Origin of the sequence: Streptomyces roseicoloratus, assembly GCF_004117935.1 — a bacterium.
GTDB lineage: Bacteria > Actinomycetota > Actinomycetes > Streptomycetales > Streptomycetaceae > Streptomyces > Streptomyces roseicoloratus.
Genome location: NZ_SDOY01000116.1, coordinates 73,154 through 87,479 on the forward strand (window position 1 = coordinate 73,154; position 14,326 = coordinate 87,479).

Genomic DNA, 14,326 nt, shown 5'->3' on the forward strand with positions numbered 1-14,326 from the left:
GAAGTCGATCGATAAGTGTCGACTTCTGGTCAGTAGCCAGAGGTGCCCCCAGGGATTCCCAAGACTCGACCCGTGGCGACAATCGAGCACGAGGGCGGGAGCCGGACTATGGAGAGCCGCGGGAGCGTCCCCGCCCGGCCACCGTCCTACGAAGGGGTCTGGCGGTTCACCGCTCCCGCGGTCGACGTCTCGGTGCCGCAGGCCCGGCACGCCGTCCGCGACCTGCTGGTCCGGCAGAGCGTCCCGGTCCACGACGACACCGTGCAGGGACTGCTTCTCATCGTTTCCGAGCTGGTCACCAACGCGGTCAAGCACGCCGCGCTGCTCTCCCCGGAAATAGCGGTGGAAGTGGCCATCGGGGCGGAATGGGTACGGGTGTCCGTCGAGGACAACCACCCCTACCGCCCCAAGGCCCTGGAGGCCGACTGGGGCCAGACCGGAGGCCGCGGACTTCTCCTCGTCCGGGAGATCGCCCGCGAGTCCGGCGGCGCCTGCGACGTCGAGCACACCGCGGGCGGCGGCAAGATCATCTGGGCGGCGTTGCCCCTGAACCCGTTCGTACCGGGGCAGGCGCCCGCGGGACCGCCGGAGGCGCCCGGGGTCACCAGCCCCCGGACGGACCCGTCAGCTCCCTGATCGCCGGCCGCGCCGCGTCGAGCACCGTCATGAACCAGGCGGAGAACGGCGCGGCGGCGTGCCGCTCGGCGAGCTCGGCCGCGGTCACGAAGGCGGTCTCCCCGACCTCCTCGGGATCCGGCCGCGGCCCCGTCTGCACCAGACCGACGAACAGGTGGTTGAACTCCTGCTCCACCAGGCCCGACGCCGGGTCCGGGTGGTTGTAGCGGACCGTGCCGGCCTCCGCGAGCAGCGAGGGCGACACGCCCAGCTCCTCGAAGGTGCGCCGGGCGGCGGCCGCGAACGGCGCCTCGCCCGGGTAGGGGTGGCCGCAGCAGGTGTTGGACCACACGCCGGGGGAGTGGTACTTGCCCAGCGCGCGCCGCTGCAGCAGCAGCCGTCCCGTCTCGTCGAAGAGGAAGACCGAGAAGGCCCGGTGCAGCTGCCCCGGCGCCTGGTGCGCGGCGAGCTTCTCCGCCGTGCCGATCGTGACGCCGTCCTCGTCGACCAGTTCGAGCATGATCGGCGCCTCGGCCTCGGTCGGCCGCACGCCGTTCGACGAGCTGTGAGCCACGGTGGCTGATGTGGTCGGCATACCCATCCTTCGCATCGGTCCTCGCCCCCCGGGGGGCACCTCAGTCTGCCGTACAAAACCGGCTTGTCCGTACTTCGGCGGCCGGACATGGCCGCTCCCACCGCCCCGGAGTACACCGGGAGCGGCGGGAGCGGCCGGCGCGTCAGACCCCGAAAGCCGCCGGATACGAGATCGTGCCCCTGGTCACAGGGCCGGAACCGTCCAGAAGGAGCGCCATCATGGCGTCGTCCGGAACCTCGAAGGCTGGCTTGATCCCATACGCGGACGCCCGTACGAATCCGAACCGCGGGTAGTACTCCGGATGGCCGAGCACCAGCACGAGCCGCTCCCCGCGCAGCCGCGCCGCGTCGAGCACCGCCCGTACGACGGCCTGCCCGGCTCCGGTCCGTTGGTATGCAGGCGCCACCGCGACCGGCGCCAGGGCCGCCGCCGGGGCGCCGTCCACATGGCACCGGGTGATCAGCGCGTACGCGGCGACCGTCCCGTCCGGGGCCTCCGCGACGTACGAGAGGCCCGGCAGCCAGGCGTTCGGGTCCGCGCGCAGCGCGTCGACGAGTGCGGACTCGCCGGGCGTGGGGAACGCCGCCGCGTTGATCTCCCGTACGCGCGGCACGTCGTCGGCGGTCTCCTCGCGGACCGTCCAGCGGGGGTCGGCCGGGCGCAGCACGAAGCCGGTGTAGCCGTAGTCGGCGCTGTGCTCGCGGCGCAGGGCGATCTCGGCGCGGGCCGCGGCCACCGCCTCGGCCATGCCGGGCACGGTGGTGTCCGCCGCGTCGGCGTGCCGGGCGAGCGGGCCGTAGTACTCGTCCCAGTCGCCCTCGGGCTGCGGGACGGTGCCGAGGACGTGGTAGCCGGCCCCGACCGCCGCCGCCGCGTTGTCGGAGACCGTACGGAGCGGATAGGCGTCCGCCCAGAAGGCGCGGGCCTCCGGGCCCGGCTCCTCGGTGGTCCAGACGCACTCGGTGAGCACCAGGGTGCCGCCGGGCGCGAGGAGCCGGCGCCACTCGGCGAGCGCCCGGTCGAAACCGAGGACGAAGACCGAGCTCTCGGCCCACACCAGGTCGAAGGAGGCGTCGGGCAGCTCCCCGAGTGCACCCATGTCGGCGCGCAGCGTGCGGACGCGGTCGGTGAGCCCCCGGTCGGCGGCCGCGGACCGCAGCCCGGCCAGGAACGGCTCGTGCAGGTCGACCGCCGTCACGTCGGCGCCGGCCTCGGCGGCGAGCAGCAGCGCGGAGCGGCCGGGACCGCAGCCCAGGTCGAGCACGCGCGGCCGCTCGGGCAGCGGGCCCGCGAGGGCGAGCAGCCGGCGGGTGGTGGCGTCGGAGCCGGGGCCCTGCCGCGGCAGACCGTGGTGCAGGGCGAAGAAGGCGTCGCGAAGCGCGTTCATGGTGTCGGTGGTGGTGTCAGCGGTGATGTCGCTGGTGATGCCGTTGTCGGACAACGTGGAAACCCTTGGGTGAAGGGGTCCCGGCCGACGTCATGACGTACCGGTGGAAGAACCGGGGATCAGATCAGCCGGAGACCCGGAAGCTGAGGCTGGACCGGGCGGCGCCGCTGCGGGCGGCCTCCATCGCGACGGTCATCAACCTCAGCTCCTCTCCACCTCCGGGGCCGGCCACGGGGCCGGCACGTCGTCCCTACGAGGCTAGCAGGACCCGGCGGGGCCCGGCCCCGGCCCGGATCCGACGGGGACGGCCTACAGGCAGAGTTTGGCCTCGTGCTCCGCGTGGCCGGCCGGCTCCAGCTGGAAGGTGCAGTGCTCGACGTCGAAGTGCGAGCCGAGGCAGCCCTGGAGGTCGTGCAGCATCTTCTCGTGCCCGACGGTGTCCAGCACGTCCGGCTCGACGACCACGTGCGCGGAGAGCACCGGCATGCCCGAGGTGATCGTCCAGGCGTGCAGGTCGTGGACGTCCTCGACGCCGGGCAGGGCCAGTATGTGGGCCCGTACGTCCGCCATGTCCACGCCCTTGGGCGCGGACTCCAGGAGCACGTCCAGGGTCTCCCGCAGCAGCTTCACCGTGCGCGGCACGATCATCAGGCCGATCAGGATGGAGGCGATCGGGTCCGCGTACTGCCAGCCGGTGGCCAGGATGATGCCCGCGGAGACGATCACGGTCACCGAGCCGAGCGCGTCGGCGAGCACCTCCAGATAGGCGCCGCGCACGTTCAGGCTCTCCTTCTGGCCGCGCATCAGCAGCGTCAGGGAGATCACGTTGGCGACCAGACCGATCACGGCGAACGCGATGGCGAGCCCGCCCCGGGTCTCGGCCGGCTCGAGGAACCGCTGGACCGCCTCGTAGAGCACGTAGCCGCCGACGCCGAGCAGCAGCAGACAGTTGGCGAGCGCGGCGAGGATCTCGGCCCGCGCGTAGCCGAAGGTGCGGTTGCCCGTGGGCGGGCGGTTGGCGAAGTGGATCGCGAGCAGGGCCATCGCGAGGCCCACGGCGTCCGTCGCCATGTGGGCCGCGTCCGCGATCAGGGCCAGCGAGTCCGCCGCGATGCCGCCGACGATCTCGACCACCATCACGGAGAGCGTGATCCCGAGCGCGATGCGCAGTCGGTTCCTGTAGGCCTGGGCCGCGGTACCGCTCGGCGGCGGTCCGCCGTGGCTGTGCCCGTGGTCGTGTCCAGCCCCCATGCAAGGCCTCCCGGTCGTGTCGTCTCCGTGCCCCGAGCAGCCAGTCAACTACGGGTGGGGGGTATGTGCAACACGGTACTGAACACCGTTGTCATATGCTCTGACCTGCGATGATGCCCAAGGCGCCGGATCTTGCCCGCACGCGGTTTGTGGGGCGGGCCGCCGATCGCCCATGATGATCTCCGCACGGCGCGGCAGGGGCACGGCACGGCGCATCCGCACGCACGCGGGTGGGCCCGGGGGAGGTCCGCACCGGCCAACCTCGATGAACTCGCGCTTCCGTTCATCCGATAGCCTCAGCCGACGTGCCGCCGCCCGGTTCCGGGCCGCACACAACGCGCCCGGGGCCGTGCCATGGGCCGCACAGGCCCGTCCGCCAGCTCCAAGGAGTGAGTTCGCCCTGTCGACCGCCATCCTCACCGGTCCGCCGGTACCCGGATCGTCGCTCGACGCCGATCTGCGGTCCCTCGGCTTCGACGTCGAGGTCGCCACCGGCCCCCGCGAGACGGGCGCCCTGCTCGCCGCCGTACCCGCCGGACAGCGCGTCGCCCTCGTGGACCCCCGCTTCGTCGGCCACGTCCACTCCCTGCGGCTCGCGCTCACCGACCCCCGCTTCCCGGCCGCCGCGGCCCCCGGCGCCCTCACCGCGCAGCCCGAGGCCCGCGCGGCCCTCACCCGCGCGCTCGGCGCGGCCGGAACCGCCGAGACGCCCGCGCCCGGCGGCCAGGCCACGGACACCGTCGTGGACAACCTCCCCGACACCCTCGCCGCCGCGCTCGACGCCGACGGCGTCGCCGTCCACCGGCCGCAGCTCGGCACCCTGGTCGCCGCCGTCCCCGACGGCCCCGAGGCCCGCCATCAGGCGCGTACCGCCGTCGAGGCCGTCGACGACGAGGCCGTCCGCCTGAAGTCGGCGGTCAAGGCCCACGACGGCTTCTTCACCACCTTCTTCATCAGCCCGTACTCGCGCTACATCGCCCGCTGGTGCGCGCGCCGCGGACTCACGCCCAACCAGGTCACCACCGCTTCGCTGCTCACCGCGCTGCTCGCGGCCGGCTGCGCCGCCACCGGCGACCGCGCCGGGTACGTCGCCGCGGGCGTGCTGCTCCTGGTCTCCTTCGTCCTCGACTGCACCGACGGGCAGCTGGCCCGCTACTCGCTGCAGTACTCGACGATGGGCGCCTGGCTCGACGCCACCTTCGACCGGGCCAAGGAGTACGCCTTCTACGCCGGGCTCGCGCTCGGCGCGGCCCGGAACGGCGACGACGTCTGGGCCCTGGCACTCGGCGCCATGGTGCTGATGACCTGCCGGCACGTCGTGGACTTCTCCTTCAACGAGGCCAACGCCGGCAGCGGAACCGCCACCGCCCTGTCCAACCGGCTCGACAGCGTCGGCTGGACCGTCTGGGCCCGGCGCATGATCATCCTGCCGATCGGCGAGCGCTGGGCCATGATCGCCGTCCTCACCGCCGCCACCAACCCCCGGATCGTCTTCTGGGCGCTGATCGTCGGCTGCGCCTTCGGCGCCTGCTACACCACCGCGGGGCGCGTGCTGCGCTCGCTCACCCGCCGGGCGGCACGCACCGAGCGCGCCTGCCGGGCCCTGGCGGACCTCGCCGACTCGGGCCCGCTCGCCGAGCTCCAGGCCCGGCTCCTGCACGGACGCGCCGGCGCCGTCGGCCCCCTGTTCACCGCCGCGCTCGGCGCCGCAGTGATGATCGGCGGCGCGCTCTACCTGCCGTTCGGCGACCCCCGGCTGATCGCGGTCGCCGTGATCTACGCGATGACCGCCGGCCTCGCCGGCGCCCGCCCGCTCAAGGGCGCCCTCGACTGGCTCGTCCCGCCCCTCTTCCGCGCCGCCGAGTACGTCACCGTCCTCGTCCTCGCCGCCAAGTCCGACTCCCCGCAGGCCCTGCCCGCCGCATTCGGGCTGGTCGCGGCCGTCGCCTACCATCACTACGACACGGTGTACCGCATCCGCGGCGGCACCGGCGCGCCGCCCGCCTGGCTGGTGCGCACCATCGGCGGCCACGAGGGGCGCACGCTCGTGGTGGCCGTACTCGCCGCCCTGTCGGCGAACCGCGGCAACGACTTCGCCTCGGCCCTCACCGCGCTCGCGGTCGCCGTGGGCCTCGTGGTGCTCGTGGAGTCCATCCGCTTCTGGGTCTCCTCCGGAGCACCCGCCGTACACGACGAAGGAGAGACAGCATGATTGGCCTCGTACTGGCAGCCGGTGCCGGACGGCGTCTGCGCCCCTACACCGACACGCTTCCGAAGGCCCTCGTGCCCGTGGACCCGGCGGGTGACGGTTCCCTCACCGTGCTCGACCTCACGCTGAAGAACTTCGCCGAGGTCGGCCTCACCGAGGCCGCGATCGTCGTCGGCTACCGCAAGGAGGCCGTGTACGCGCGCAAGGAGCAGCTGGAGGCGAAGTACGGCCTGAAGCTGACCCTCATCGACAACGACAAGGCCGAGGAGTGGAACAACGCCTACTCCCTGTGGTGCGCGCGTGAGGTCCTCGAGCGCGGTGTGATCCTCGCCAACGGCGACACCGTCCACCCGGTCTCCGTCGAGAAGACCCTGCTCGCCGCCCGCGGCGACGGCCGGAAGATCATCCTCGCCCTCGACACGGTGAAGAGCCTCGCCGACGAGGAGATGAAGGTCGTCACCGCCGAGGGCAAGGGCGTGCGGAAGATCACCAAGCTGATGGACCCGGCCGACGCGACCGGCGAGTACATCGGCGTCACCCTCATCGAGGCCGAAGCCGCCGCGGAGCTCGCCGACGCCCTGAAGGCCACCTTCGAGCGCGACCCCGACCTCTACTACGAGGACGGCTACCAGGAGCTCGTCAACCGCGGCTTCACCGTCGACGTGGCGCCCATCGGCGACGTCAAGTGGGTGGAGATCGACAACCACGACGACCTGGCGAAGGGCCGTGACATCGCGTGCCAGTACTGACCCGGCTCATTCCCTCGCCGGTCGTCGTCGACATCCGCGGAGGAGCGCTGGACGACCTGTCCGCGCTCCTCGCGGACCAGCGGATCTCCAGCAACGGCCGGATCGCCGTCGCCATCAGCGGCGGCTCCGGCCTGAAGCTGCGTGACCGCTTCGCCTCCGAGCTGCCGGACGCCGACTGGTACCCGGTCCACGGCGGCACCATCGACGAAGCCGTCCGGCTCGCCGACGCCATGCGCGGCCAGCGGTACGACGCCGTCGTGGCGCTCGGCGGCGGCAAGATCATCGACGTGACGAAGTACGCGGCGGCCCGGGTGGGCCTGCCGTTGGTGGCCATCGCCACCAACCTGTCGCACGACGGGATCTGTTCGCCGATCTCCACCCTGGACAACGACAACGGGCGCGGCTCCTACGGTGTGCCCACCCCGATCGCGCTGGTCATCGACCTCGACGTGATCCGGGACGCGCCGGCCCGCTTCGTCCGCTCCGGCATCGGCGACGCGATCTCCAACCTCTCCGCCATCGCCGACTGGGAGCTGTCCCACCGCGAGACCGGCGAGAAGGTCGACGGCCTGGCCGCCGCCATGGCGCGCAGCGCCGGCGAGGCGGTCCTCCGCCACCCCGGCGGCGTCGGCGACGACGACTTCCTCGTCACCCTGTCCGAGGGCCTGGTGATGTCCGGCATCGCCATGTCGATCAGCGGCGACAGCCGCCCGTCCTCGGGCGCCTGCCACGAGATCAGCCACGCCTTCGACCTGCTCTATCCCACCCGGGCGGCCAGCCACGGCGAGCAGTGCGGCCTCGGCGCCGCCTTCGCCATGCACCTGCGCGGCGCCCGCGAGGAGTCCGGGCGGATGGTCGAGACCCTGCGCCGGCACGGCCTGCCCGTGCTGCCGGAGGAGATGGGCTTCACCGTCGACGAGTTCGTCCGGGCCGTGGAGTTCGCCCCGCAGACCCGCCCGGGCCGGTTCACCATCCTCGAACACCTCGACCTGTCCACAGACCAGATCAGGGACGCGTACGCCGACTATGCCAAAGCCATCGGTAGCTGAACTCCGCCCTGTCGTCCACCCGCCGGGAGTCAAGGACCGGCGGAGCGGCGAGCACTGGGGCGGCCGCCTGTACATGCGGGAGATCTCCCTGCGGATCACCCGCCACCTGGCGAACACCAAGGTCACGCCCAACCAGCTGACCTACCTGATGACGCTGTCCGGCGTCCTCGCCGCGCCCGCGCTGCTCGTGCCCGGCATCTGGGGCGCCGTGCTCGGCGTGATCGCGGTCCAGGGCTATCTGCTGCTCGACTGCGTCGACGGCGAGCTGGCCCGGTGGAAGAAGCAGTACTCGCTCGCCGGCGTCTACCTCGACCGGGTCGGCGCCTACCTGTGCGACGCGGCCGTGCTCGTCGGCTTCGGCCTGCGCGCCGCCGACCCGTGGGGCGGCGGCCGGATCGACTGGCTGTGGGCCTTCCTCGGCACCCTCGCCGCGCTCGGCGCGATCCTGATCAAGGCCGAGACCGACCTCGTCGGCGTCGCCCGCCACCAGAACGGCATGCCCCCGGTCAAGGAGTCGGCCGCCGAGCCGCGCTCCTCCGGCATGGCGCTGGCCCGCCGGGCCGCCGCCGCGCTCAAGTTCCACCGGCTGATCCTGGGGATCGAGGCCTCCCTGCTGATCCTGGTCCTGGCGATCGCCGACCAGGTCCACGGCGACCTCTTCTTCTCCCGGCTCGGCGTCGCCGTGCTGGCCGGCATCGCGCTGCTGCAGACCGTCCTGCACCTGGTGTCGATCCTCGCCTCCAGCAGGCTCAAGTGAGGGCGGGCGTCATGACCCGGCCGATGCGCCTGGGCGCGGTCGTCATCACCATGGGCAACCGCCCCGACGACCTGCGCGCGCTCCTCGACTCCGTCGCCCGGCAGGACGGCGACCCCGTCGAGGTGGTCGTCGTCGGCCAGGGCGTGGAACTCACCGGGCTGCCCGAAGGCGTCCGTACGGTCAGCCTGCCGGAGAACGTCGGCATCCCCGCGGGCCGCAACATCGGCATCGAGGCCTTCGGCCCGGGCGGCACCGACGTCGACGCGCTGCTCTTCCTCGACGACGACGGCCTGCTCGCCAACACCGACACCGCGGAGCTGGTCCGCCAGGCCTTCACCGCCGATCCGAAGCTCGGCATCATCAGCTTCCGGATCGCCGACCCGGAGACCGGGCTCACCCAGCGCCGGCACGTGCCGCGGCTGCGCGCCTCCGACCCGATGCGCTCCTCGCGGGTCACCACCTTCCTCGGCGGCGCCAACGCGGTGCGCACCAAGGTGTTCGCCGAGGTGGGCGGACTGCCGGACGAGTTCTTCTACGCGCACGAGGAAACCGATCTCGCCTGGCGGGCTCTCGACGCCGACTGGATGATCGATTACCGTTCCGACATGGTGCTGCTGCACCCCACCACCCCGCCGTCCCGGCACGCGACGTACCACTTCAACGTGGCCCGCAACCGGGTGTGGCTGGCACGCCGCAATCTTCCCGCACCCCTGGTGCCGGTCTATCTCGGCGTCTGGCTGCTGCTCACGCTGGCGCGGCGTCCCTCCGCATCCGCCCTCCAGGCGTGGTTCGGCGGTTTCCGGGCGGGCTGGCGGACTCCGTGCGGTCCGCGGCAGCCCATGAGGTGGCGTACGGTGTGGCGGCTGACCCGACTGGGGCGCCCGCCCGTCGTCTGACATCGTGGTACCGACTTGCCGCGCATCCCGAACACGAAAGTTTCGACTGTGAGTGACACATCCCAGGACGGTGGGGTCGTGACGAGCGCCCGACCGTCCGCCGACGACGGCCTGAGCCCGGCCGAGCTGGCGGCCAAGTACGGGCTCTCGGTCAGCGGCGCCCGACCGGGTCTCCGGGAGTACATCCGGCAGCTGTGGGGCCGGCGGCACTTCATCCTGGCGTTCTCCCAGGCGAAACTCACCGCCCAGTACAGCCAGGCAAAGCTCGGCCAGGTGTGGCAGGTCGTCACGCCGCTGCTCAACGCGTTCGTGTACTTCCTGATCTTCGGCGTGATCATCGGTGCGGACCGGGGCATGCCGCGGGAGGTCTACGTCCCGTTCCTGGTCACCGGCGTCTTCGTGTTCACCTTCACCCAGAGCTCGGTGATGGCCGGCGTCCGCGCGATCTCCGGCAACCTCGGGCTCGTCCGGGCCCTGCACTTCCCGCGGGCCTCGCTGCCGATCTCCTTCGCGCTCCAGCAGCTCCAGCAGCTGCTGTTCTCGATGGTGGTCCTCGTCGCCGTGGCGGTGATCTTCGGCAGCTACCCGTCGGCGAGCTGGCTGCTCGTCGTGCCGGCCCTGGTCCTGCAGTTCGTGTTCAACGCCGGCCTCGCCCTGGTCGTGGCCCGCATGGGAGCCAAGACCCCGGACCTCGCGCAGCTGATGCCGTTCATCATGCGCACGTGGATGTACGCGTCCGGCGTCATGTTCTCCATCCCGGTGATGCTGGAGGACAAGCCCGCCTGGATCTCCGACCTGCTCCAGTACAACCCGGCCGCGCTCCACATGGACCTGATCCGGTTCGCGCTGATCGACGGCTACGGCGGCTCCAACCTCCCGCCGCACGTCTGGTTCGCCACCCTCGCCTGGTCCGTGGTGATCGGCGTGGGCGGCTTCGTCTACTTCTGGAAGGCCGAGGAGAGGTACGGCCGTGGCTGACACCGACCAGGGGCGGGTGCCCACCGTCATCGCGGACGACGTCCACATCGTGTACCGGGTCAACGGAGGCGGCGGCGGCAGGGGCAGCGCCACCGCAGCGCTGAGCCGCATCATCCGGCGCCGCAAGGGCCAGACCGACCGCGGGGTGCGCAAGGTGCACGCCGTGCGCGGCGTGTCCTTCACCGCCTACCGCGGCGAGGCCATCGGCCTCATCGGCACCAACGGGTCCGGCAAGTCGACCCTGCTGCGCGCCATCGCGGGTCTGCTGCCCACCGAGAGCGGCAAGGTCTACACCGACGGCCAGCCCTCGCTGCTCGGCGTCAACGCGGCGCTGATGAGCGACCTCACCGGTGAGCGCAACGTGATCCTCGGCGGTCTCGCCATGGGCATGGACCGCGAGGAGATCAAGAGCCGGTATCAGGACATCGTCGACTTCTCCGGCATCAACGAGAAGGGCGACTTCATCTCGCTGCCGATGCGGACCTACTCGTCCGGCATGGGCGCCCGGCTCCGCTTCGCCATCGCCGCCGCCAAGCAGCACGACGTCCTCATGATCGACGAGGCGCTCGCCACCGGCGACCGCAAGTTCCAGATCCGCTCCGAGGCGCGGATCCGCGAGCTGCGCAAGGAGGCCGGCACCGTCTTCCTGGTCAGCCACAGCAACAAGTCGATCCGCGACACCTGCGACCGCGTGCTCTGGCTGGAGAAGGGCGAGCTGCTCATGGACGGCCCGACCGACGAGGTCATCGCCGCCTACGAGCGCGAGACCGGCAAGTAGCCGCACCTCACCGTCACCGCCCCCGCCGCTCCGACCGGCGGGGGCGGTTTCGTGTCCACGGACGTCCGGTTCTCGCGCGTCGGGCGGCCGCCCGGAATGTTCATGCGGTCAACATCGGGCAGGATGAGCGCATGGCAGCGATCTCGGGAGGCAAGACCTACCACCACGGCGACCTGCGCAACGCCCTCATCGGCGCGGCCGTCGACCTCGCCTGCGAAGGAGGTCCCGAGCGCGTCGTGCTGCGCGAGGCCGCCCGTCGCGTCGGCGTCTCGCCCACCGCCGCCTACCGGCACTTCGAAGGCCGCTGCGAGCTCCTCGCCGCCGTCCGCGACCACGCCCGGCGGGCCCTCGCCGACTCCATGGAACGGGCCGCCGCCCGCGTACCCGGAGCCGACGACCCCGCCCTGGCCGCCGAGGCCCGGCTCGCCGCCGTCTGCCGCGGCTACGTGGCCTTCGCCGTCGAGCAGCCCGGCCTCTACCGGTCCGCGTTCGGCGCGCCCCGTACCGCCCCGGGCGACGGCGACCACGGGGCCGAGGGCGGCACGGCCGAGGTCCGCGCCTTCACCCTGCTCACCGACGCCCTCGGGGCCGTCGCCGCCACCGCCCGGCCACCGCGCGCCTCCCGGCCCGCCGCCGACGCCGCCGCGTGGTCGGCCGTCCACGGCCTGTCCCTGCTGCTCCTCGAAGGGCCGCTGCGCCGGCTGCCCGCCCAGCGCCGGGACGACGTCGTCGACTCCACCCTCGCGATGGTGGTCTCGGGCACCCGCAACCCCTGACCTCCGGCGCTCGAACGAAACGTCAAGGACGTGTGAACGTCCGCCCGCTCCGGGAAGGTTGACCGACCCGCCGGTGTCGCCGACAGGCGCCCGGGCCCCCGGCGCGGCACGATACGTCGTACCACGTAAGCTGTACCGGTCTGTTTCGCGGCAAGTGGGGCGATACCCCTCGGCGCCCCGGCACGGGGCGGAAGCCACGGGCAGGGCTCGGCGGCGTGTCCGAAATAGGATGGATTGGATCCGCGGTGTAGAACGGGAGATGTGACGGCCATGACGCAGAATCTCCAGCTCCACGAGGGTGTCGCCGTCCCCGCGTCGGGCAGCGGCCGGTGACGGACACCCGGCAGATGCGCCCCGACGCCTCCTCGCGCACCACACTCGGCAAGGCCGCGGACGAGAACTTCCCCGTGGCGCCCTTCTTCCTGCCGCGCGCCTGGCGCGACGACCTCATGGCCGTCTACGGCTTCGCCCGGCTCGTCGACGACATCGGCGACGGCGACCTCGCGCCCGGCGGCGCGGACGCCCGCCTGCTCGGCGTGCCCGACGAGCGGGCCGGTGACCGCCTCGCGATGCTCGACGCCTTCGAGGCCGACCTCGAACGCGTCTTCGACCCCGCCGACGGGTCTCCCCGCCACCCGCTGCTGCGCGCCCTCGTCCCCACCGTCGAGCGGTGCCGGCTCACTCCCGGGCCCTTCCTCGGACTCGTCGCCGCCAACCGCCAGGACCAGCTGGTCAGGCGCTACGAGACCTACGACGACCTCCTCGCCTACTGCGAGCTCTCCGCCAACCCCGTCGGCCGGCTCGTACTCGGCATCACCGGCACCGCGACGCCCGAGCGGATCCGCCGCTCCGACGCGATCTGCACCGCGCTCCAGATCGTCGAGCACCTCCAGGACGTCGCCGAGGACCTGGCACGCGACCGGATCTACCTCCCCGCCGAGGACCTCAAGCGCTTCCACGTGACCGAGGACGACCTCGCACGGCCCACCGCCGGAGCCTCCGTGCGCGCCCTGATCGCCTTCGAGGCCGAGCGGGCCCGCGCCCTGCTCGACGCCGGCGCCCCGCTCGTCGGCAGCGTCCACGGCCGGCTGCGGCTGCTCCTCGCCGGCTTCACCGCCGGCGGGTACGCGGCACTCGACGCGATCGCCGCCGCCGGCTTCGACGTCCTGCCAGGGCCGCCCAAGGCCGACCGACCGAGTCTGATGCGCCGGGCGGGCGCCGTCCTGCTCGCGGCGCGGAGAGAGGGGTGAGCCGCACAGTGGAGGGACAGTCGCAGCCGTCCGCGCCGGTCCAGGCCGCGTACAGCTACTGCGAGGCCGTGACCGGACAGCAGGCCCGCAACTTCGCGTACGGGATCCGGCTGCTGCCGACCGAGAAGCGGCAGGCCATGTCGGCGCTCTACGCCTTCTCGCGACGCGTCGACGACATCGGCGACGGGCCGCTCGCCCCCGGCGACAAGAAGGACCGGCTCGAGGCCACCCGCGCGATCCTCGGCCGCGTCCGCGCCGGCGAGGTCGAGGAGGACGACACCGATCCGGTGGCCGTCGCCCTCGCCGACACCGCCCGCCGCTTCCCGATCCCGCTCGGCGGGCTCGACGAGCTCATCGACGGCGTCCTGATGGACGTCCGCGGCGAGACCTACGAGACCTGGGACGACCTCAAGGTCTACTGCCGCTGCGTGGCCGGCGCGATCGGGCGGCTCTCGCTCGGCGTCTTCGGCACCCAGCCCGGCGCAGCCGAGGCCGACCACGCCGCCGAGTACGCCGACACCCTCGGCCTCGCCCTCCAGCTCACCAACATCCTGCGCGACGTCCGCGAGGACGCCGGGAACGGGCGCACCTATCTGCCGGCCGACGACCTGGCCAAGTTCGGCTGCTCCGACGGCTTCGCCGCGGACACCCCGTCGCCCGGGGCCGACTTCGAGGGGCTCGTGCACTTCGAGGTACGGCGCGCCCGCGCGCTCTTCGCCGAGGGCTACCGGCTGCTGCCGATGCTCGACCGGCGCAGCGGGGCGTGCGTGGCCGCCATGGCCGGCATCTACCGCCGGCTGCTCGACCGGATCGAGCGCGACCCGGCGGCCGTGCTGCGCGGGCGCGTCTCGCTCCCGGGACGGGAGAAGGCGTACGTCGCCGTCCGCGGGCTGTCCGGGCTGGACACGCGGCACGTCTCGCGGCGTGCGGTGAGGAGGCCGGCGTGACGGCTCCGCGCGCCGGCCGGCGCGGCGGGGTCCGGGGCGCGGCCCCGGCTCCCTCCTCGCCGTCGCCGGCCTCTCCTGACCGGCGGCGG

14 protein-coding genes are annotated in these 14,326 nt (G+C 72.7%); 11 read left to right on the forward strand and 3 right to left on the reverse strand.

Annotated features, from left to right (window positions below):
• Positions 1 to 108: 108 nt before the first annotated feature.
• On the forward strand, positions 109 to 636 hold the full coding sequence (locus ESG85_RS15400; protein ID WP_128979707.1) for an ATP-binding protein: 528 nt from the start codon (positions 109 to 111) through the stop codon (positions 634 to 636).
• Here the strand turns inward: ESG85_RS15400 and idi are convergent.
• From idi to ESG85_RS15415, 3 genes are all read right to left on the reverse strand, one after another.
• Positions 602 to 1,210 (reverse strand): isopentenyl-diphosphate Delta-isomerase, encoded by a 609-nt coding sequence (gene idi / locus ESG85_RS15405; RefSeq protein ID WP_128979595.1) that lies wholly within the window; start codon positions 1,208 to 1,210, stop codon positions 602 to 604. The two genes, ESG85_RS15400 and idi, sit on opposite strands and share 35 nt — an antisense overlap.
• A gap of 142 nt (positions 1,211 to 1,352) precedes the next feature.
• A complete protein-coding gene (locus ESG85_RS15410; RefSeq protein ID WP_128979709.1) occupies positions 1,353 to 2,597 on the reverse strand; it encodes a bifunctional class I SAM-dependent methyltransferase/N-acetyltransferase in 1,245 nt (414 codons plus the stop codon).
• 309 nt (positions 2,598 to 2,906) lie between these two features.
• The gene (locus ESG85_RS15415; RefSeq protein ID WP_128979597.1) at positions 2,907 to 3,848 is read right to left on the reverse strand and encodes a cation diffusion facilitator family transporter; all 942 of its coding nucleotides are present in this window, start codon (positions 3,846 to 3,848) and stop codon (positions 2,907 to 2,909) included.
• Positions 3,849 to 4,248: 400 nt separating this feature from the next.
• Between ESG85_RS15415 and ESG85_RS15420 the strand changes: the two genes are divergently transcribed.
• The 10 genes from ESG85_RS15420 to hpnD all read left to right on the forward strand — a co-directional run bounded on the left by ESG85_RS15420 (position 4,249) and on the right by hpnD (position 14,237).
• Positions 4,249 to 6,060, forward strand: a complete 1,812-nt coding sequence (locus tag ESG85_RS15420; RefSeq protein WP_128979711.1) for a DUF5941 domain-containing protein — start codon at positions 4,249 to 4,251, stop codon at positions 6,058 to 6,060.
• Complete coding sequence (locus ESG85_RS15425) at positions 6,057 to 6,806, forward strand: phosphocholine cytidylyltransferase family protein (protein ID WP_128979599.1); 750 nt, start codon at positions 6,057 to 6,059, stop codon at positions 6,804 to 6,806. Before ESG85_RS15420 ends, ESG85_RS15425 begins: the two co-directional genes overlap by 4 nt.
• Positions 6,794 to 7,855 carry an iron-containing alcohol dehydrogenase family protein gene (locus tag ESG85_RS15430; RefSeq protein ID WP_128979601.1) on the forward strand — a complete coding sequence of 354 codons (1,062 nt, stop codon included), beginning with the start codon at positions 6,794 to 6,796 and terminating at the stop codon, positions 7,853 to 7,855. The genes ESG85_RS15425 and ESG85_RS15430 overlap by 13 nt, the downstream gene beginning before the upstream one ends.
• Positions 7,833 to 8,612 carry a CDP-alcohol phosphatidyltransferase family protein gene (locus ESG85_RS15435; RefSeq protein ID WP_128979603.1) on the forward strand — a complete coding sequence of 260 codons (780 nt, stop codon included), beginning with the start codon at positions 7,833 to 7,835 and terminating at the stop codon, positions 8,610 to 8,612. Before ESG85_RS15430 ends, ESG85_RS15435 begins: the two co-directional genes overlap by 23 nt.
• A gap of 11 nt (positions 8,613 to 8,623) precedes the next feature.
• Complete coding sequence (locus ESG85_RS15440) at positions 8,624 to 9,508, forward strand: glycosyltransferase family 2 protein (RefSeq protein WP_128979605.1); 885 nt, start codon at positions 8,624 to 8,626, stop codon at positions 9,506 to 9,508.
• A gap of 48 nt (positions 9,509 to 9,556) precedes the next feature.
• The gene (locus ESG85_RS15445) at positions 9,557 to 10,486 is read left to right on the forward strand and encodes an ABC transporter permease (RefSeq protein WP_128979607.1); all 930 of its coding nucleotides are present in this window, start codon (positions 9,557 to 9,559) and stop codon (positions 10,484 to 10,486) included.
• Positions 10,479 to 11,264, forward strand: coding sequence for an ABC transporter ATP-binding protein (locus ESG85_RS15450; protein ID WP_128979609.1), 786 nt, complete (start codon positions 10,479 to 10,481; stop codon positions 11,262 to 11,264). Before ESG85_RS15445 ends, ESG85_RS15450 begins: the two co-directional genes overlap by 8 nt.
• Positions 11,265 to 11,395: 131 nt before the next feature.
• On the forward strand, positions 11,396 to 12,040 hold the full coding sequence (locus ESG85_RS15455) for a TetR/AcrR family transcriptional regulator (RefSeq protein ID WP_128979611.1): 645 nt from the start codon (positions 11,396 to 11,398) through the stop codon (positions 12,038 to 12,040).
• A gap of 347 nt (positions 12,041 to 12,387) precedes the next feature.
• Complete coding sequence (hpnC, locus tag ESG85_RS15460; protein WP_128979712.1) at positions 12,388 to 13,290, forward strand: squalene synthase HpnC; 903 nt, start codon at positions 12,388 to 12,390, stop codon at positions 13,288 to 13,290.
• Positions 13,287 to 14,237: a presqualene diphosphate synthase HpnD gene (hpnD, locus tag ESG85_RS15465; RefSeq protein WP_181019039.1), complete on the forward strand. Its 951-nt coding sequence runs from the start codon at positions 13,287 to 13,289 to the stop codon at positions 14,235 to 14,237. Before hpnC ends, hpnD begins: the two co-directional genes overlap by 4 nt.
• The last annotated feature ends 89 nt before the right edge of the window (positions 14,238 to 14,326 follow it).